General features: G+C 65.7%; 15 protein-coding genes and 3 other RNA genes. 8 read left to right on the plus strand and 10 right to left on the minus strand.

Translation table 11 applies throughout. The annotated features are described in order from the left end of the window. Positions 1-66: 66 nt before the first annotated feature. The 5 genes from pdhA to ABQZ00_RS18520 all read left to right on the plus strand — a co-directional run bounded on the left by pdhA (position 67) and on the right by ABQZ00_RS18520 (position 5,796). Positions 67-1,155: a pyruvate dehydrogenase (acetyl-transferring) E1 component subunit alpha gene (gene pdhA / locus ABQZ00_RS18500; protein ID WP_104614330.1), complete on the plus strand. Its 1,089-nt coding sequence runs from the start codon at positions 67-69 to the stop codon at positions 1,153-1,155. After that, entirely contained in the window at positions 1,148-2,218 is a 1,071-nt protein-coding gene (locus ABQZ00_RS18505; RefSeq protein ID WP_323538533.1) for an alpha-ketoacid dehydrogenase subunit beta, read from the plus strand. The genes pdhA and ABQZ00_RS18505 overlap by 8 nt, the downstream gene beginning before the upstream one ends. Before the next feature lies 1 nt (position 2,219). After that, positions 2,220-2,603 carry an SH3 domain-containing protein gene (locus ABQZ00_RS18510; protein ID WP_115512768.1) on the plus strand — a complete coding sequence of 128 codons (384 nt, stop codon included), beginning with the start codon at positions 2,220-2,222 and terminating at the stop codon, positions 2,601-2,603. Continuing rightward, the gene (locus ABQZ00_RS18515; RefSeq protein ID WP_323538532.1) at positions 2,600-4,135 is read left to right on the plus strand and encodes a dihydrolipoamide acetyltransferase family protein; all 1,536 of its coding nucleotides are present in this window, start codon (positions 2,600-2,602) and stop codon (positions 4,133-4,135) included. The genes ABQZ00_RS18510 and ABQZ00_RS18515 overlap by 4 nt, the downstream gene beginning before the upstream one ends. A 371-nt stretch (positions 4,136-4,506) precedes the next feature. Then, positions 4,507-5,796, plus strand: a complete 1,290-nt coding sequence (locus ABQZ00_RS18520; RefSeq protein ID WP_323538531.1) for a DEAD/DEAH box helicase — start codon at positions 4,507-4,509, stop codon at positions 5,794-5,796. Positions 5,797-5,863: 67 nt separating this feature from the next. Here ABQZ00_RS18520 and ABQZ00_RS18525 read toward each other — a convergent pair. From ABQZ00_RS18525 to ABQZ00_RS18545, 5 genes are all read right to left on the minus strand, one after another. Further along, positions 5,864-5,939, minus strand: a non-coding RNA gene (locus ABQZ00_RS18525) — sX9 sRNA. A 281-nt stretch (positions 5,940-6,220) separates the two neighbouring features. After that, positions 6,221-6,553, minus strand: a complete 333-nt coding sequence (locus ABQZ00_RS18530; protein ID WP_115512771.1) for a DUF6172 family protein — start codon at positions 6,551-6,553, stop codon at positions 6,221-6,223. A gap of 276 nt (positions 6,554-6,829) precedes the next feature. Beyond that, positions 6,830-9,919: an efflux RND transporter permease subunit gene (locus ABQZ00_RS18535; protein ID WP_323538530.1), complete on the minus strand. Its 3,090-nt coding sequence runs from the start codon at positions 9,917-9,919 to the stop codon at positions 6,830-6,832. Beyond that, complete coding sequence (locus ABQZ00_RS18540; protein ID WP_311239027.1) at positions 9,916-11,064, minus strand: efflux RND transporter periplasmic adaptor subunit; 1,149 nt, start codon at positions 11,062-11,064, stop codon at positions 9,916-9,918. The genes ABQZ00_RS18535 and ABQZ00_RS18540 overlap by 4 nt, the downstream gene beginning before the upstream one ends. A 77-nt stretch (positions 11,065-11,141) precedes the next feature. After that, positions 11,142-11,759, minus strand: a complete 618-nt coding sequence (locus ABQZ00_RS18545) for a TetR/AcrR family transcriptional regulator (RefSeq protein WP_115552742.1) — start codon at positions 11,757-11,759, stop codon at positions 11,142-11,144. A gap of 88 nt (positions 11,760-11,847) precedes the next feature. Here ABQZ00_RS18545 and ABQZ00_RS18550 point away from each other — a divergent pair, with 88 nt between their 5' ends. Beyond that, entirely contained in the window at positions 11,848-13,314 is a 1,467-nt protein-coding gene (locus tag ABQZ00_RS18550; RefSeq protein WP_323538529.1) for an efflux transporter outer membrane subunit, read from the plus strand. A gap of 238 nt (positions 13,315-13,552) precedes the next feature. Here ABQZ00_RS18550 and ABQZ00_RS18555 read toward each other — a convergent pair. The 4 genes from ABQZ00_RS18555 to ABQZ00_RS18570 all read right to left on the minus strand — a co-directional run bounded on the left by ABQZ00_RS18555 (position 13,553) and on the right by ABQZ00_RS18570 (position 16,848). Continuing rightward, positions 13,553-13,628: non-coding RNA, sX9 sRNA (locus tag ABQZ00_RS18555), on the minus strand. A gap of 61 nt (positions 13,629-13,689) precedes the next feature. Beyond that, the gene (locus ABQZ00_RS18560) at positions 13,690-14,133 is read right to left on the minus strand and encodes a VirK family protein (protein ID WP_503064299.1); all 444 of its coding nucleotides are present in this window, start codon (positions 14,131-14,133) and stop codon (positions 13,690-13,692) included. A 222-nt stretch (positions 14,134-14,355) separates the two neighbouring features. Continuing rightward, a complete protein-coding gene (locus tag ABQZ00_RS18565; protein ID WP_055853312.1) occupies positions 14,356-14,787 on the minus strand; it encodes a VirK family protein in 432 nt (143 codons plus the stop codon). A 651-nt stretch (positions 14,788-15,438) separates the two neighbouring features. Further along, a complete protein-coding gene (locus ABQZ00_RS18570) occupies positions 15,439-16,848 on the minus strand; it encodes an FAD/NAD(P)-binding protein (protein WP_323538528.1) in 1,410 nt (469 codons plus the stop codon). 368 nt (positions 16,849-17,216) lie between these two features. On the opposite strand from ABQZ00_RS18570, the gene ABQZ00_RS18575 reads away from it, so the two are divergent. Beyond that, the gene (locus tag ABQZ00_RS18575) at positions 17,217-17,342 is read left to right on the plus strand and encodes a hypothetical protein (protein WP_323538527.1); all 126 of its coding nucleotides are present in this window, start codon (positions 17,217-17,219) and stop codon (positions 17,340-17,342) included. A 54-nt stretch (positions 17,343-17,396) separates the two neighbouring features. On the opposite strand, the gene ABQZ00_RS18580 is transcribed toward ABQZ00_RS18575, so the two are convergent. Then, positions 17,397-17,472, minus strand: a non-coding RNA gene (locus tag ABQZ00_RS18580) — sX9 sRNA. Positions 17,473-17,713: 241 nt separating this feature from the next. Here ABQZ00_RS18580 and ABQZ00_RS18585 point away from each other — a divergent pair. Next, positions 17,714-18,472, plus strand: coding sequence for an SDR family NAD(P)-dependent oxidoreductase (locus tag ABQZ00_RS18585; protein ID WP_323538526.1), 759 nt, complete (start codon positions 17,714-17,716; stop codon positions 18,470-18,472). Positions 18,473-18,547: the final 75 nt, after the last annotated feature.

An 18,547-nucleotide genomic window follows, 5' to 3' on the forward strand; every position in this document is an offset into this window, starting at 1 on the left:
TTGCTTCGCCGTCCTTAACATGGCAACTCATATCATTTGAAACTTCTTGATGAAGGTGTCGCCGCAATGAGCGTAGCCGCGCAGTTCCAGATCGACTATCTGCAATACATGGACGCGGACGGCAACTTCGTCCGCGACGACCTGCCGGCCGACGCCGCCAACCCGCAAACCCTGCTCGCCCTGTTCAAGCGCATGCTGTTCGTGCGCACCTTCGACAGCAAGTCGGTGGCCCTGCAGCGCACCGGCAAGCTCGGCACCTACGCCGCCAGCCTGGGCCACGAGGCCACGCATGTGGGCATCGGTGCATCGATGCGCAGCGGCGACGTGTTCGCGCCCAGCTACCGCGAGTACGGCACCATGTTCGAGCGCGGCGTACGCCCGCGCGATGTGCTGCTGTATTGGGGCGGCGACGAGCGCGGCAGCGATTATCCGCGCGATGCCGATGCGGCCATCGACTTCCCGATCTGCGTGCCGATTTCCACTCAGTGCCTGCATGCGGCCGGCTCGGCGCTGTCGTTCAAACTGCAGAACAAGCCGCAGGTAGCCGTGGCCTGCTGCGGCGATGGCGGCAGCTCCAAGACCGACTTTTATGCCGCACTCAATTCGGCCGGCGCCTACAAGCTGCCGCTGATCCTGTGCGTGATCAACAACGGCTGGGCGATCTCGGTGCCGCGTTCGGCGCAGACCGGTGCGCAGACGCTGGCGCAAAAGGGGCTGGCTGGCGGCCTGCATTGCCTGCAGGTGGACGGCAACGATCTGATCGCGGTGCTCGAAGCGATGCGTCAGGCGCGCGTGCGTGCGCTGGCCGGCGAAGGCGGCACGGTCATCGAGTTCATGACCTATCGCCTCACCGACCACACCACCGCCGACGATGCGCGCCGCTATCGCGGCGAAGACGAGGTCAAACAGGCCTGGACGCGCGAACCGCTGCTGCGTCTGCGCACCTATCTCACCGCGCAAGGTCTGTGGGACCAGGCGCAGGAAGACGCGTGGAAGACCGAATGCGGCGCGCGTATCGACGAAGAGGTCAACGCCTATCTCAATACCCCGGTGCAGCCGGTGGAGGCCATGTTCGATTACCTCTATGGCGACCCGCCGGCGCAGTTGCTGGCGCAGCGCGCCGAAGTGATGGCCCTGGAGGCGCGTCATGGATGAGCTCAAGCAGGTGCATGCGGACACCTCGCACCACGCCAGTGCCCCCTACAACGCCGCAGCCACGCGCGGAGACAGTGCCATGAGTTCGCCCATCACCTTGATCGAAGCCATCACCCAGGCGCTGGCCTGGGAGTTGGAGCACGACCCCGCAGTGCTGGTGCTGGGCGAGGACGTCGGCGTCAACGGCGGCGTGTTCCGCGCCACCGCCGGCCTGCAGCAGCGCTTCGGCAGCGAGCGCGTGCTCGATACCCCGCTGGATGAAACCACCATCGCCGGCCTCAGCGTCGGCCTGGCCGCACAAGGCATGAAGCCGGTGGCCGAAGCGCAGTTCGACGGCTTCGTGTATCCCATGGTCGATCACCTGATCTGCCACGCCGCACGCCTGCGCAACCGCACCCGTGGCCGCCTGCATTGCCCGATGGTGCTGCGCGTGCCGTGGGGCGGCGGCATCCGCGCGCCGGAACATCACAGCGAAGCCAACGAAGCCATCTTCACCAACGTGCCCGGTTTGCGCGTGGTGCTGCCGTCCTCGCCGCAGCGCGCGTACGGCCTGTTGCTGGCGGCGATCCGCGACCCGGATCCGGTGATCTACATGGAGCCCAAGCGCATCTATCGGCAGTACAAGGAAGTGGTCGCCAACGATGGCGAAGCCTTGCCGCTGGATGTGTGCTTCGTGCTGCGCGACGGCACCGACGTCACCCTGGTCACCTGGGGCGCGCAGGTCAAAGAGGCGCTGGAAGCGGCCGACAAACTCGCTGGCGAAGGCATCAGCGCCGAAGTCATCGATGTGGCCACGCTACGTCCGCTGGACTTCGACACCATTGCCGAATCGGTGGCCAAGACCGGCCGCTGCGTGATCGTGCAGGAGGCGCCGCGCACCGCCGGCTTCGGTGCCGAGATCGCCGCACAGCTCGCCGAAAAATCGATGTACGACCTGCTCGCGCCGGTCGAACGCGTCACCGGTTACGACACGCATATCCCGCTGTTCCGGCTGGAAATGAAGTATCTGCCGAGCGTGGAGCGCATCGTCACGGCAGCGCGCCGTGCGGTGGCTGCTGGCTGACATGCGCGCCCGTCTGCTCTGCGATCACCGCGCCAGAGTCGCCAATCCGATCCGCTTCCGTGCCGGCCAGCAGGTCGGCATCGGCGTACGCGATGAAGAATGGCCGGCGTTTGCCTGGGTCAACACTGGCGAAGGCCATGCCGGCTGGGCGCCGGTGGCGTGGCTGCGCCCGCTGGGCGATGGCCGGGCCGAAGCCCTGCGCGATTACGACGCACGCGAACTCGATGCCCGCCAGGGCGAGGACGTGTTGCTGCACTACGAACACGGTGGTTGGTGGTGGTCCGAGCGTGCCGATGGCGCGCAGGGCTGGCTGCCGGCAGCCGATCTGGAACTCCTCGACGACACCACGCCGCAGTTGCCTGCGGTGCAAGAGAATCTGCCATGAGCGAAGCGAAGAATTTTCATCTGCCCGATCTGGGCGAAGGCCTGCCCGATGCCACCATCGTCGAGTGGTTCGTCAAGGAGGGCGACACGGTGCGCCTGGACGACCCGCTGGTGTCGATGGAAACCGCCAAGGCGGTGGTCGAGGTGCCGTCGCCGTTTTCCGGCACCGTGGTCAAGCTGGCCGGTGCGGCCGGCGATGTGATCGTGACCGGCTCCATGCTGGCGCAGTTCGCACTGGATGCCTCGCAGCCGCAACGCGCCGATGGCCAGGACACCGGTCACGGACATGGTCACGGCGGCAGCGCGCAGGCGGCAACGCCGAGCACCGGACAGAGCGCGGCGGGCCCCACCGACCGCGTGGTCGCCTCCGACAACGGGGGCGAAATTGCCGATGCCGACGCAAATGCAGCTTCCGATGCGGCAGGCGAGCGCGATGACGCCGGCACCGTGGTCGGTGCGATGCAGAGCTCCAACACCGTGCAAAGCGAACAGGCCATTGCGGTCGGTGGCGTCCGCGCCATGCCGGTGGTGCGCGCGCTCGCGCGCAAGTTGCGCGTGGATCTGACGCAGGTCCGCGCCACCGGCCCGGACGGCACGGTGACGCTGGCCGACGTGAAGCAGGCTGCCGCGGCCGGGACCGCGCAGCCCTCACCCGGCGCGCAGGGCGCACCGACCTCTCCCGCCAGCGGGAGAGGTGGCTCGTTCGCTGGTGGTCCGTTCGCTGAAGGTGGCAGAGCCAATGGGATCGCTGCCGACGGCAGCGATCGACCGGCAACGGCGACCCTTCTCCCACCTGCGGGAGAAGGTGCCCGCAGGGCGGATGAGGGCCAGCACCGCTCCACACTCTCCACCAGCGGCAAACCCATGCGCACCCAGCCGCCGGGCGTGGTCGCCAAGGGCCAGCCCGAACAGCTCAAGGGCGTGCGGCGCAACATGGCGCGCGTGATGGCCGATGCGCACAGCAAGGTGGTGCCGACCACGCTCAACGACGACGCCGACCTGCACGCCTGGCAGCCCGGCAACGATGTCACCGTGCGGCTGGTGCGCGCCATCGTGCGTGCGTGCCAGGCCGTGCCCGCGCTCAACGCCTGGTTCGACGGCGATGCGCTCAGCCGCACCCTGCACAACCAGGTCGATATCGGCATTGCGGTGGATACCGAAGAAGGCCTGTTCGTGCCGGCGCTGCGCAATGCCGACATGCTGGATGCGTACGGCATCCGCGAAGGCGTCAACCGGCTGCGCCAGCAGGTGGAAACCCGCAGCATCGCCGCCTCCGAATTGAGCGGCTACACCATCTCGCTGTCCAACTTCGGCATGTTCGCCGGCCGCTACGCCACCCCGGTGGTGGTGCCGCCGTGCGTGGCCATCGTCGCTGCCGGGCGCGCGCGCTACCAGCTCACCCCGGTGATGGGCGGGGTAGAAACCCACAAGGTGATGCCGCTGTCGCTAACCTTCGATCACCGCGCCGCCACCGGCGGTGAAGCCGCACGCTTCCTGCGCGCCATGCTGGACGATCTGGCACTGGCGCAGTAATCGCCCTGGCCCATCCACCGGCGGCGTTGCGCCTGCAACGCTGCCGGTGAAGCGAAAGCCGCAGTGGGCACGCAATGGCTGCACGGCACACAAAGCCGCTCGAGATGGGCGGCTTTTTTGTGGGCATGCAGGTGCACTGACGCCATCATGTTGGGGCCATGTCCGCATCAATGTGACGAGGGCCTACGGCGTTGCAGTGAAGCTGCATGGCACGCGTTTGTTTTGTGCACAGCGCTTCCGAGAGCGCTGCGTGTAGCGTCTTCGCGCAACACGGGTTGGCTTGCCGATTGGCCGCGATGCCGATCCACCCCCCATCCGACCCACAGTGCCCAGCGCGCACGCGCCATCGCCAATCCTGGATAATCGGCGGCATGTCATTTGCCCATCTCTCGCTGTCGCCGCAGCTGCAGCCGTTTTTCGACACCGCGCTGAGCAAGGCCGGTCATAGCACGCCCACGCCGATCCAGCAGCAGGCGATCCCGCCGATGCTGGCCGGGCGCGACCTGATTGCGATGGCACAGACCGGGTCGGGCAAGACGCTGGCCTATGCGTTGCCGCTGCTGCAGCAGCGCTGCCTAGCCCCGGACACCGCGCCGCGCGTGCTCGGTGCGCTGGTACTGGTGCCCACGCGCGAACTCGCCGCACAGGTGGACGACACGCTACGTCAGCTGGCCGCGCATCTGCCGCGCCGCTTGAAGACGGTGGTCGCCACCGGCGGCAGTTCGATCAACCCGCAGCTGCTGGCGCTGCGCGGCGGTGCCGACATCGTGGTGGCCACGCCCGGCCGGCTGCTGGATCTGGTCGATCACAACGCACTGCACCTGGGTGAGGTGGCCACGCTGGTGCTGGACGAGGCCGACCGCCTGCTGGAGCTGGGCTTCGGCGCCGAGCTCGATCGCATCCTGGCGTTGCTGCCGGCGCAACGGCAGAGCGTGCTGTTTTCTGCCACCTACCCGCCGGCCATCGCCGCGCTGGCCAAACGCCGGCTGCGCGACCCGCTGCGCATCACCATCGACGCCACGCCCGAGCAGGCCCCGGCGATCGAACAGCGCGCCATCGCGGTGGATGCCGGCCAACGCACGCAACTGCTGCGGCACCTGCTGACCGAGCACGGCTGGTCGCATGTGCTGGTGTTCGTGGCCAGCCGCCATACCGCCGACAAGGTCGCCGAAAAACTCACCAAGACCGGCATCAATGCCCAGCCGCTGCATGGCGAGTTGAGTCAGGGCCGCCGCGAGCGCACCTTGCACGCATTCAAACAGCACGAGGTGCAAGTGCTGGTGGCCACCGATCTGGCCGGGCGCGGTATCGATATCGACGCCTTGCCGGCGGTGGTCAACTACGACTTGCCCCGCTCCACCGTGGACTACACCCACCGCATCGGCCGCACCGCGCGCGCCGGCGCCAGTGGCCTGGCGATCAACTTCATCACTGCCGACAACGCGCAGCAATGGCGCCTGATCGAAAAACGTCAGGGCCTGCGCGTAGCGGCCAGCGTGATCGAAGGTTTCGAGCCGACCCCCGCCGAGGCCGCCGCACAAAACACGCCAGCCGCAGACGCGCGCGCAGCGGACGATAACGGCGGCATCAAAGGCAAGCGGCCGAGCAAGAAAGACAAGCTCCGCGCCGTGGCACAGGCGCAGCTCGACAAGCCGGGCTGAGAGCGGCCGACACGCCGCAGCGAGCAGTTGTCACCTGATGTGCATAGCCACTCGAATGGCTAAGAGTCGCCAACAAACGTCGCGAGCAGGCGTCAGGTGAGCCTGGACGGCGCGCTCAGGACCCGCGCGTACGCGTAATACGTGCCGATTCCGACACCGGCCGCGCCCGCCTGGCGGTTGCACAGCTGTTTTGTTAGCCGCTCTTAGCGCGAGCGGCAGATGCCGCTACTTATCACCAGCAGGCCAGGCAATCGTCCATCAGCCACCTGAAAGCGCTCGCTGGAGCACTACAACCTTCGTGTGAGCCGTGCCACTGGCATCCGCAAGACGGTACGCGAAATGCATTCGATCCGGCGCCGCTCACAACGCGACAGGGATTGGTCGTCCCGCAGCGGTGCGCCGCCACGGGAGGAGAGCGAAGACCTCAGTCCTGCTCGAAATCCAGCTCGCCACCGGCCAGCGCATCGCCATCGGCACGCGGAACGCGCTTGGCAGGCTTGCGCAGGATTTCCACAAAGAACTGGTCGCCGCCTTCGCCGGTCAGCGCATTGATCGCGCGGATCAACTCGGCTGGCGGCAGCGGCGCGGCGCTGGCCTCGTCCACCCCGAAGCGCATGTCAAAGTCCCAATAGTCCGCGCCTTCGGGCAGGTCCTTGCGGCGCTCGCGGCGGATGTACTTGCGGATATCGTTCTTGCTGGCTTCCAGCAGACGGTCGCGGTTCTTGCCTTCGAGGTTGAGCTGGTAGGTCTTGCGCATGGGGACATCGTTCCGGAACTGGCCGCCTATTGTGAGGCCATGCGGGCGTTGTGGGTGAATCGGCGGCTGTCCGGGCGGGATTCGGGCCTGCACTGCGACCGAAGCCGGGAACCTCCTCCCAACGGGTGCCGGTCCTGGCCTTCGGGCGGAAGCTAGGCCAACCCGTTGAGACACCGCGTAGCTGCAACGCTGCAAGGGAAGTGGAGTGGGAATCGAGCGAGCGACACTGCCACGCGATCTCTGCGACGGGGCTCTGACCACCGTCGCAGACCCACCTCATGCGTCCTTGGTAGGCGTCGGTGCGCCGCTGTTCTCCGGCCGAATCTTGAACCAGATCGAATACATCGCCGGCAGGAACACCAGGGTCAGGATGGTGCCGGCCAAGGTGCCGCCGATCAGCGTGTACGCCAGCGTGCCCCAGAACACCGAATGGGTCAGCGGGATGAAGGCCAGAATCGCGGCCAGTGCGGTCAGGATCACCGGGCGCGCACGTTGCACGGTGGCTTCCACCAGCGCGTGGAACGGGTCCAGCCCTTCGGCTTCGTTGTGATGGATCTGCCCGATCAGGATCAGCGTGTTGCGCATCAGGATGCCCGACAACGCGATCAACCCCACCAACGCATTGATGCCGAATGGTTGCTGGAACACGATCAACGTCGGCACCACGCCGATCAAGCCGAGCGGGCTGGTCAGAAACACCATCACCATCGCCGAGATCGAACGCACCTGCAGGATGATGATCAGCAAGGTGACGGCCAGCATGATCGGGAACAGCGGCAGCATCGCGGCGGTGGCCTTGCCGGATTCTTCGATAGAACCGGCTTCGATGATGCGATAGCCGCTCGGTAGCTTTTCGATGATTGGCTGCAACTGTTTGGTGATCGCGGCCGAGACATCCGGCGGCTGCAACTTGTCGTCGACGTCGCCGCCGACGGTGATCGTCGGCACGCGATCGCGGCGGCGCATGATCGGCTCTTCCATGCGCACATCCACCTTGCCCAGCTGCGACAGCGGCACGCGCTGGCCGTTGGCGCCTGCCAGGGTGAAATCGGCAATGCGTGCGGGATCAAAGCGCGTGTCGCCGGCCGAACGGGCCACCACCTGCACGCTGCGGATATCCTCGCGCACCAGCGTGATCGGCACGCCACTGAGCAGGAACTGCAACTGTTGCGCGACGGCGGTGGAGGTCAGCCCCACTGCCTGCAGACGGTCCTGGTCCAGGCTGAAATGCAGCGTGGGTGTGCGCGTGCCCCAGTCGCTGTTGACGGTCCGCAGCATCGGGCTGTCCTGCATGACCTGCTTGACCTGCGCGGCGATGCCACGCAGCACCTGCGGGTCAGCACCGCTGACTCGGTAGGCCACCGGAAATTGCGAGTACGGGCCGAAAGTGAGTTGGGTCACGCGCACGCGCGCTTCCGGCGCCAACCCTTCTGCAACGGCCTGACGCAAGCGCAGCTTCAATGCATCGCGTTGTTGCTGGTCGTCGGTGCGGATCACGATCTTGGCGAAGGACGGGTCCGGCAGTTCAGGGCCCATCGCCAGGTAGAAGCGCGGCGCGCCCTGGCCGATGTACGCGGTGACAATCTTCGCCTCGTCCTGCTTGGCCAGCCAGGCTTCCACTTTGGCCGCCGCGGCGCTGGTCTGGTTGATCGAGGTGCCGTACGGCAGTTGCACTTCGACCAACACCTCGGGGCGATCGGAGATCGGGAAAAACTGCTTCTTGACGATGCCCATCCCCAGGATCGACACCACGAACAGCCCCACCACCGCGCCGGCCACCAGCCACTTGCGCGCTATCACGCGTGATAGCGCCGTACGGAAGCGGTTGTAGCGCGGCGTGTCGTACATCGCGGCATGGCCGCCTTCGACCTTCTTCAGGTCCGGCAGCATCTTGACGCCCAGGTAAGGCGTAAACACCACCGCCACCACCCACGACACGATCAACGCGATGCCCACGATCCAGAACATGTTGCTGGTGTATTCGCCGGCGGTGGAAGCGGCGAACCCGTTGGGCATGAAGCCGACCGCGGTCACCAGGGTGCCGGACAACATCGGCGCGGCGGTGTGGCTCCACGCATACGCCGAGGCGGCGACGCGGCTATAGCCTTCCTCCATTTTCACCACCATCATTTCGATCGCGATGATGGCGTCGTCCACCAACAACCCCAGCGCCAGGATCAACGAGCCCAGGGTGATGCGGTCGAAGTTCTTGCCGGTGGCCAGCATCACCACGAACACCGCAGCCAGCGTCAGCGGCACCGCTGCCGCCACCACGATGCCCACGCGCCAGCCCATGCTGACGAAGCACACCAGCATCACCACCAGCAGTGCGACGAAGAACTTGGTCATGAATTCGCCGACCGACGCGTCGATGTTGACCGCCTGGTCGGTGACCTTGCTCAGGCGCATGCCCAGCGGCAATTCGGTATTGATTGCGCTCACTTCGCTGTCCAGCGATTTGCCCAGATCCAGGCCGTTCCAGCCGTCGCGCATGATGATGCCGAGCAGCAACGCTTGCTCGCCGCCGCTGCGGATGATGAAGGTGGACGGATCTTCGTAACCGCGTTTGACCGTGGCAATATCCGACAGCTTCAGCGTGCGGCCCTGCACTACCAACGGGGTCTCGCGAATCTTCTGCAGGTTGTCCAGCGCGCCATCCAGGCGTATGAACACCTGCGGGCCGCGCGTTTCCACAGAGCCGGCTGCATTCAACGCGTTCTGGGTGTTGAGCGCGGCAAACACGTCCTGCGGGCTGACGCCCAAGGTGGCCAGACGCTCGTGCGAGAACTCGACAAAGATACGTTCGGGCTGCTCGCCGATGATGTTGACCTTCTTGACGCCCGGCACATGCAGGATGCGCTGGCGCAGCGTTTCCGCATCGCGTGCAAGCAACCGTTGCGGCTCGCCCTTTGCCTTGAGCGCGAACAGCGCAAAGGTGACGTCGGCATATTCGTCGTTGATCATCGGCCCGATCACTCCGGCCGGCAGATTGCCCACTTCATCGCCGGCTTTCTTGCGTGCCTGATAGAACTGCTCCTGCACCTGGTTGGGCGGCGTGCTGTCCAGCAAGGTCAAGGTGGTGAATGCAAGACCGGGCCGCGTGTAGGTTTCGGTGCGGTCGTACCAGCGCAGTTCCTGCATGCGCTTTTCGAGTTTTTCGGCAACCTGGTCCTGCATTTCCTGCGGCGTGGCGCCGGGCCAGGCGGTGATGATCGTCATCACCTTGACGGTGAATGCCGGGTCTTCCGCACGGCCGAGTTTGAGAAACGCGACCAAGCCGGCCAGCGAAATCAGCACGAGCAGAAACAGCGTGATCGAGCGCTCGCGGACGGCGAGCGCGGAGAGATTGAATCGGCCCTCGCTCACGGCTGCGCTCCTGCCGCGGTGGCGGTCTTGGACGCGGTCGTCGCGGTGGTGCCAGCAGCGTTGGCGTCGGCAATGCGCACTTGCTCGCCTTCGCGCAACAGGTGCGCACCCAGCGCCACGATGCGCTCGCCACGTGCCAGCGTGCCGGCGACGTTGGCGTGGTCGTCGTCCAACCCCAGCACCGTCACCGGCCGCCAACTCACCTTGGCCGGTTGACCGGCAATCACCCACACGCCAGGCCCCTTGCCGGCATCGAACACGGCGGCCAGCGGCACCTGCAGGCCGGTTTGTGTGCCGGTGGCCGTGCCATCGGCAATGCGGATGCTGACCGTGGTGCCCAGCGGCGCCTGCGCAAGCGCGCCGTCGAGCACGTAACGCGCCTCGAAGGTGCGGGTGAGCCGGTCGGCGCTTTCGGACAGCTGACGCAAGGTGGCGGGAACGCTCACGGCGGCATTTCCGAACAAGGTGGCCTGCGCGACGGAACCGACCTGCGGGCGCAGCGTTTCCGGCAACTGGATCACCGCTTCGCGTGGGCCTGCATGCGCCAGGCGCACCACCGGCTGCCCGGCGGCGACCACCTGGCCGGGCTCGACCAGCGTCTCCATCACCACGCCGTCGGCATCGGCCAGCAGATCGGTGTAGCGGTTGGCGTTGCGCGCCACATCGGCCTGGGCCTGGGCAGCGCTCAGCTGCGCCTTGGCGGCGTCGGCGGCGGCCTTGATCTGGTCGTATGCAGAAGCCGAGATGGCACCGGTGCCACGCAGATCGCGGTAACGCGCTTCATCGTCGGCGGTCTGCTGGGCGCGGGCCCTGGCAGCGGCCACCGCGTCTTGCTGGGCCTTTGCAGCCAGTTGCAGGTCGATCGGGTCGATCCGCAGCAGCGGTTGCCCGCGCTTGACGCTCTGTCCGGCATCGACCAGCCGCTCGGACACCTTGCCGGCGACCCGGAAGCCCAGATCGCTCTGGACCCGGGCCGCGACGGTGCCGGAGAAACTGCGCGCCGCGCTGCTGGCGTCGGCCACCGTGGCCGCCCGCACCAGCGGCGTGGCGGTACGTGGATCGGGCTGGGCCTTGCCGCCGCAGGCAATCAGTGCCAGCGGCAGGACACACAGGACGGTAGAGGTAACAAGGCGGTGCCGAAGCATGGGAATCCCGAAGCAAGCTGATGAAGGCTCGCATCTTGGGACTTGTGACTATATCAGTCAATAGTCACTTGCAAAATTTATGGCGCGAGACTTCTGAGCACCAGCCCAGACAGCAGCGCCGGCACCTCGCTGACGTGCTCCAGGCTGTGTTGCAGCAGCACCGGATTGATATAGGGCCGCATCACCAGAAAGACTGCCTGCACCATCTCGTCCAATGGCGTCTTGCGCTCGAAATCCCCGTTTTGCCGCCCTTGCAGCAGGATCTCCTGCAGCAGCGCCTGAACATGCGTTTCATAGGCAATCACCGGCGGCCAGCGCTCGGCTGCCGCGGAGGTGGCAATCTCATACAACTTGCGATCGCGCGAGTACAGCCGCAGGCTGGCCTCGATAATCACCTTGAAAAGACTGCGTAATTTCTCCGGCGGCGACGCCGCGGCAGCCACCGCCGCCAACACTTCGGTCTCGATCTCGCGCAGGCAGTGGGTGCAGATCATCTCGCCGATGGCCTGCTTGGACTCGAAGAACTTGTAGATATACGCCTTGGAAAAACCGACCGCCTTGGCCAGGTCGGACACGGCGGTCTTCTCGTAGCCATAGCGGCTGAAATGCTCGGTGGCGGCGATCACGATCTGGTCGCGCACCTCGTGATCGGCCGGCCCGCGGCCCGAAACGGGGTAACTGGATGCTTTGTTCATTCCGACAGCTTAACGCTGTCGCCCCCGACTTACAAAAGTGACTATTTCGTATTATAGTCACTCACCGTCCCGCCACTCTGGTTCCGTCATGCCCGCACTCCGCCTCCTTGCCGTGCTCATTGCCACCAGCCTTGCCGCAGGTTGCGCGGTGGGCCCCAACTACACCCGTCCGGATACACCGTTGCCCGACCATTACCTCGGTCAGGCTGCGCTGACTGATCGCCAGGCCACCACGCAAGCGGAGCTGGCCAACTGGTGGGCGGGCTTCAACGACCCAGACCTGAGCCGCTACGTCGGCGCCGCGCTGGCGCAGAACCTGGATCTGGCCCAGGCCACCGCGCGGGTCACCCAGGCCCGCGCCGGGCTGACCGCCGCCACCGCTGCGCTGCTGCCGTCCGGCAACATCAGCGGCAGCGCCACCCGCGCCTATCAATCGCTGGAGACCCCGCTGGGGCAGGTCCTCAACAGCACCCCCGACTTCGACCGCTACGCCAGCGTCTACGAGGCCAATCTGGGCGCCAGCTGGGAGCTGGATCTATTCGGCGGGCTGCGCCGTGGGCGGCAGGCCGCAGTGGCCGACTACCAGGCCACCGAAGCCGGCGCCGCGGCCACACGGCTGGCGGTGGCCGCGCAGGCCGCCGACATCTACATCAGCATCCGCGGCCTGCAGGCGCGGCTGGACGTGGCGCAGCGCCAGGTCGCCGCCCAGCAAGGGCTGGTGGCGATGGTGACGCTGTTGCACGACAAGGGCCTGGCTGCCGAACTGCAACTGCAGCAGGCAAAGGGCGCGCTATCCCAGGCACAGGCCACCGTGCCCGGCCTGGAAGCGGGCCTGGTCGCGGCAATGAACGCACTGGACGTCATGCTGGGCGCAGCGCCCGGCACCCACCGCGCCGAACTGGCCGCCAGCAAACCCATCCCGCTGGCGCCGCAGATCGCCGACAGCGGCTCGCCGGCCGACCTGTTGCGGCGCCGGCCCGACCTGATCGCCGCCGAGCGCCGGCTGGCCGCCTCCAATGCACGCATCGGCGTGGCGATGGCCGAGTACTACCCCAAGTTCTCGCTGAGCGGCCTGCTGGGCAGCGCCACCGCCCTCTCCGGCGCCAACCTGTTTACCGGCGATGCCGCGCAGGCATCCGGCGTGCTGGGGCTGCGCTGGCGGCTATTCGACTTCGGACGCATCAATGCGCAGATCGCGCAGGCCAAGGGGCAGGAAGCAGAGCAGTTGGCCGCTTACCGCCTGGCGGTCTTGCGCGCCACCGAAGATGTCGAAAACGCCTTCACCGCGCTGGTCAAACGCGAGCAACAAGCTGCCGTGCTGACGCAAGGTGTGGACGCGTTGGGCAAGGCGCGTGGCGCATCGGCGCTGGCGTATGAAAAAGGCATCGTCAGCCTGATCGAAGTGCTCAATGCCGACGACAGCCTGCTGCGTGCCTCCGATGCACAGGTGCAGGCACGCACCGAAGCCGCACGCAGCGCGGTTGCCGCCTTCAAGGCGTTGGGCGGCGGCTGGCACCGCGGCGATACCGCAGCGGTGGCGGTGCAGCAGCGATAGCTACTGGGGAACAACGATGACGCCTGCTGCACCCGCAGCTGCAGGTGACCTACAGCGACCTGGATCAGACGCCGCTTGCACACCCGTCCAGTCGGTTGCGCTGGATTCCGCTCGGCGCGTGTCGCAATGAGGCAGTGGCAGGGCTTCGCGGCTCCATTCGGCATCCGATGCCATGCGAGGATCCGAGCGATGCCACTGTCGGCGTGGCATCGCGCCCTGCAAACAACGCCTTTAGAGCGGCTAACAAAACGTAGCGAGCAGTCGTCAGCTGGGTGTGGACGGTGCAGAGGAGCCGGAGTGTACGAACGGTCCATGCCGCATCGAGTACCGGCCGCGCCCGCCTGGCGGTGAGCACAGTCGGTTTGTAAGCTGCTCTTAATCGGCGTGGAAACGGATGCCCTGGTCGAGCGTGCACTGATACGCAAACAGTGGGCCGCGCTGCTGCAGGCTCGGCAAATCGTACATATACGTGGTCAGCCGCACGCGATTGTCCGGGCTCACCTGGTAACGCTGAAATTGCTGAAACGGCCGGCCATCGCTGCTGGCGGCAATGAACTGCGTATCGGAAAACGACAGCGTTCCATCGTCGGTCAGACGGTAGGCACCGAGACGCACCCCGCCGCGGCTGCGGCTGGCCGCAGTACCCGCCTCCGGCGTACAGCGCGATAGGTCGACCGACACTGCGACGTCATGGCCGGACTCCAGCGTGGCGATCAGATTGGCTGACGAGGTGATGCTCTGCTTGGCGAATGCCGGTGAGATCGTCGCAGACATAGCGACCACGGCAACGGCAACAATTGCAAGACGACGGGTCGACATGAGGGTTCTCCTTGCGAAGCGCACATGCGTGTAACCGTCGGCATGTGCGCGCGGGATGATGGGTTGACGGTGTGTTCAACGCATGCGCTGCAAACCCCGCGCGGCTGGCACAACCGTGTTGCAGAGGTGTAGCTGCATGACGCTGGCGCTGTACTGGCCCAAGCTGGCCAGGCGACACATCGCACGCGTCATGCAGCTGCGCAATCGTTTTGTCAGTGGCTCTCAATCGGCGTGGAAGCGGATGCCCTGATTGATCGTGCACAGATACGCCAGCATCGGCCCGCGCTGTTGCAGCGCCGGCAGGTCGTACATGTAGGTGGTGAAGCGCACACTGCCATCCGGACGTAGCTGATAGCGCATGAACTGCTGGATCGGCTTGCCATCGTTGGCCACGGTGAAATGCGAACCCGAAAACGCTGCAGTGCCATCTTCGGTGATGCGGTAGGCATCGATATGGCGGCCACCGCGGGTGCGGCTGACCGGGGTGCCCTCTTCGGGGGTACAACGACTGAGATCGCTGGACAGGCTGACGTCGTAACCGGCATCCAACGCAGCGATGACATCGGCACGCGTATTGAGCGTTTCGCTGGCGACGGCAGGTAGCGCGGACGCACACAGCACAGCGGCGAGAGCAATGGGAGCAAGACGGGGCATGGCGAACTCCAGGCAGACAAGGGAATGCAGCGCCCTGGGCCATAGCGGACCCAGGGTGCACAACATGACCCACTCCTGTTCGCGAGAGCATCCTGCGCTACGCATCGCGCTGCATGTTTGCGCTGTTTGGCGCAGCACGTGCGCATGTGCACAGTTTTGAGCAATGCCTGCACGCGCAGAGATTGGTTGAAACGCGTCGGTAGAACCGCGATAGAACGAGCGTCACATCACGATCCAATAGCGTAGCTGCGCGCACGACGCAACAACTCACTCACGACGCAAACACCAGATTCTCGCGGCTCCAACGAAGCCAGCCTGAGATCAGTAAGACAGAGCCCCCTCTTCTGCGGCGAGAGGGATTGGGGTGAGGGTACGAAGCAAAGCGACGCCTCGACTCAAACCGAACGCCGCACGCACATTCTCTCCGCACGCCACCTCGATCCCGAGAAAAACACATCAAGCGCCCAAGCAACCTCTGAATAACTCATGGCGCAGCGAGAGAGAGTTGCAATCCAGCCTAATCACGACAATCGCCGGCGTCCAAAATCAAACACTTTCGCGTGATTTAGTCTGTCCAAGGCATCGATCGGAAGCCTATGAAAGAGCTGTTCTGAGCTTCCCTCATGCACACCGCGCATCAGATATCCCCATCTACAAACGCGCATTGACCTCGCGCGATACTGGCTCACGCTCTGGCTGTAACGCCGGCGTCGCACCCAGCAGCAAGCGCTCTGCCAACGCACGCGTCGCCACGCGCAATTCGGGCACAGCGGTGATTTCCCAGTACCGCCCGCGTAGCAGCGGCCCCACGCAATACAACCCCTGCACGATCTGTCCGGCGCCGTCGCGCACGCGCAGTTGCGCATCGGTGTCCACACCCAGGCCCAGCGGATCGGCGCGCAACAAGCCGGCTTCGCGCATGCCGGCAATCAGCGGGTCGCTGGTGCGGTCGATATCGGTATCCAGGCCAGTAGCGCGGATCACCGCATCGAAGCGATGCGTCTGCGCATCGGCAGCGGCACGCGGGCGGATCACCGCTTCCACGCCATCGGGCACCCAGCGCGCACGCAGCAGCCGCGCTGCGACGATGTTCAACTGGCCGGACGCCTGCAACTGCTGCAAGTGCTCCGCCGCACCCGGCGCGACGCGATGCCGCGCCACTTCCCAGTAGGGGCGCAGATGGCGCAGGAAACGCGCACGCTGTGCAAGTGTGAGCCGCTGCCACAGCGGCTGCAGATGCGGGCGCAATGCGTCCACCACGCGACGCCAATCGTCCACCACCGCGCTGAGCTGACGTACGCCGCGCAGCAGGCCGCGCAGATCGGCATCCTTGAGCGCACGTTGCAGATGCGGCGGCAGGTCCAGCGGCGCACCCGGCTGACGCAGATGTGCCTGCGGGGCCAATCCGCGCCGCGAGATCGCCAGCATGCGGCCGCGGTGTCCGCGCGCGTGCAGGGTCAACGCCACATCCACCATGGTCAGCCCGGTGCCCACGATCAGTACGTCATCGTCGGGCGCCAGTCGCGACAATGCATCGCCCTGCCACGGCCAGCCGATGTAGCGCGCATGCACGCTCAACCGCGGGCCGATGCCGGCCAGCGCCTGCGGCTGCAGCGCACCGACCGCCAGCACCACACGGTCGCTATGGAAGGCATCGCCGTTGGCAAGAAACACGCGGAAACCGCTACGCGCGCGCTCCACCGCCACCGCCTCCTGCGACAGCCGTATCACCGATGCCTGCGCACCACTCACCGCCGCATCCAGCTCGCTGCGCAAGTAATCGCCGTAGGCCAACCGCGGCAGGAACTCCAGCCGCCCGCTCTCGCCCAGATGCAAGGTATCGGCGAAGGCGCCGGGCGCCTGCGCATCGATGCCCAGATCCTTGGCACGCACGTTGAGCAAATGCTCCGGTCGCGCCGCGCCATACGCGATGCCGCTACCGAACGTCTCGGCCACGCCGACCAGGGTGATACGCACCTGCGCATCGGCCGTCTGCGCCAGCGCACGGACCAGCGCGGTGCCGCAAAAGCCGGCACCGATGACGGTGATATGGGTTTCCATGTGCAACTCCCACTGAATGACTCGCACGTTGTGCCCGCAGCGCCGCGTGGTTGTGTAAACAAATGGTTAGCGGCGAGCAACCCGAAAGGCATGAGCTGATCGCCAGCCGTGATGAGGCTTATGGCGCAGGCTGCGCGTGTTGCAGATGGCAGTGAGATGACAGCGGCCGCCACTGCAATTGGTGCTGCCGATGGGGATGCGTGTGGTGGGTTTGGCTTGCGCTGCGCAATGCAAGCCGGGTCGCCTACGCGGCTGGCGAAGTGCCTTGTCGAGGTGCAGCTGCGTGGAGGTTGAAGGTTGAAGGTTGAAGGTTGGAGGTTGGAGGTTGGAGGTTGGAGGTTGGAGGTTGGAGGTTGGAGGTTTGAGGCTTGGTGTTGGTGTTGGTGTTGGTGTTGGTGTTGGTGTGGGTGCTGGATGTTGGGAGCTGGCGCTGGGAGCTGGTACTGGGCGCTGGTGTGATCGTGGAGATGGTGGCGACTCTGTGCCGGCGCTGATGTCGCGCTGGCGACCGCGTTTTATGGCGGGGCGTCTGTATCCGAACGAAGAGCGGCTGACAAAACGTAGCGAGCAGTCGTCAGGTGGGTGCGGACGGCGCATAAGAACCGGAGTGGACGAGTGGCCCATGCAGCAACGAGCACCGGCCGCGCCAGCCTGGCGGGCATCCAATCCTTCTGTTAGCTGCTCTAAGCGCAGCATCAGGTGTTGTCGCACGACTCTCTAATCGACATGGGCAGCGCTGTGCAGACTGTTGCTGCGCTTTATGCGATGACGCCTTACGCCTGGACAGCACAACGGCCAGCGCACGCATCGGCCACGTCGGCACCAAGCTGTTCGATAATGCGGGTTTTCCGCAATGAGTAACGCCATGCCTCTTTCTGCACACCGTACACAACGCGTGCTGATCGCCGGGGGTAGCCGCGGCATCGGCCTGGCGATCGCAGAGGCGTTTGTGCGTAGCGGCGCTCACGTATCGATCTGCGCGCGCAGTGCAGACGGCCTGACCCAGGCGGCGCAGACGCTGGAAGCCTACGGCACGCCGGTACATACCCTGCCCTGCGATCTTGCCGATGCAGCGCAGATCGAAGCATACGTGCAGGCCGCGGCGCAGGCGCTGGGCGGCCTGGACGTGGTGATCAACAATGCCTCCGGCTACGGGCATGGCAACGACGACTCCAGTTGGCAGGCGGGGCTGGACGTCGACCTGATGGCGGCAGTGCGCTGCAACCGCGCCGCGCTGGCGCATCTGCGCACCAGCGACGCAGCGGTGATCCTCAACATCAGCTCGATCAACGCCCAGCGCCCCACACCGCGTGCGATCGCCTATTCCACCGCCAAGGCCGCGCTCAATTACTACACCACTACACTGGCCGCCGAACTTGCGCGCGACCGCATCCGCGTCAATGCGATCGCACCGGGCTCCATCGAGTTCCCGGATGGACTCTGGGACAAGCGCAGTCGCGACGAACCGGAACTCTACGCACGCATCCGCGACAGCATTCCGTTTGGCGGCTTCGGGCAGGTGCAGCACATCGCCGATGCAGCGATGTTCCTCGCATCGCCGCAGGCGCGTTGGATCACCGGGCAGGTGCTGGCGGTGGATGGCGGGCAGTCGTTGGGGGTGTGATCAGCGCGTGCGTTGATGGAAGACTGCCAGTGCGCAACGCTTGGTAGGAACGTGTTGTTTTGTGCAATGAGGCCA

It is taken from the genome of Xanthomonas sp. WHRI 10204, from assembly GCF_040202875.1.
GTDB lineage: Bacteria > Pseudomonadota > Gammaproteobacteria > Xanthomonadales > Xanthomonadaceae > Xanthomonas.

Excerpts from the sequence above, each read along its gene's own strand:
- pdhA (WP_104614330.1), top strand. The coding sequence starts at position 67 with ATGAGCGTAGCCGCGCAGTTCCAGATCGACTATCTGCAATACATGGAC.
- ABQZ00_RS18505 (WP_323538533.1), top strand. The coding sequence starts at position 1,148 with ATGGATGAGCTCAAGCAGGTGCATGCGGACACCTCGCACCACGCCAGT.
- ABQZ00_RS18510 (WP_115512768.1), top strand. The coding sequence starts at position 2,220 with ATGCGCGCCCGTCTGCTCTGCGATCACCGCGCCAGAGTCGCCAATCCG.
- ABQZ00_RS18515 (WP_323538532.1), top strand. The coding sequence starts at position 2,600 with ATGAGCGAAGCGAAGAATTTTCATCTGCCCGATCTGGGCGAAGGCCTG.
- ABQZ00_RS18520 (WP_323538531.1), top strand. The coding sequence starts at position 4,507 with ATGTCATTTGCCCATCTCTCGCTGTCGCCGCAGCTGCAGCCGTTTTTC.
- ABQZ00_RS18530 (WP_115512771.1), bottom strand. The coding sequence starts at position 6,553 with ATGCGCAAGACCTACCAGCTCAACCTCGAAGGCAAGAACCGCGACCGT.
- ABQZ00_RS18540 (WP_311239027.1), bottom strand. The coding sequence starts at position 11,064 with ATGCTTCGGCACCGCCTTGTTACCTCTACCGTCCTGTGTGTCCTGCCG.
- ABQZ00_RS18545 (WP_115552742.1), bottom strand. The coding sequence starts at position 11,759 with ATGAACAAAGCATCCAGTTACCCCGTTTCGGGCCGCGGGCCGGCCGAT.
- ABQZ00_RS18550 (WP_323538529.1), top strand. The coding sequence starts at position 11,848 with ATGCCCGCACTCCGCCTCCTTGCCGTGCTCATTGCCACCAGCCTTGCC.
- ABQZ00_RS18560 (WP_503064299.1), bottom strand. The coding sequence starts at position 14,133 with ATGTCGACCCGTCGTCTTGCAATTGTTGCCGTTGCCGTGGTCGCTATG.
- ABQZ00_RS18565 (WP_055853312.1), bottom strand. The coding sequence starts at position 14,787 with ATGCCCCGTCTTGCTCCCATTGCTCTCGCCGCTGTGCTGTGTGCGTCC.
- ABQZ00_RS18570 (WP_323538528.1), bottom strand. The coding sequence starts at position 16,848 with ATGGAAACCCATATCACCGTCATCGGTGCCGGCTTTTGCGGCACCGCG.
- ABQZ00_RS18585 (WP_323538526.1), top strand. The coding sequence starts at position 17,714 with ATGCCTCTTTCTGCACACCGTACACAACGCGTGCTGATCGCCGGGGGT.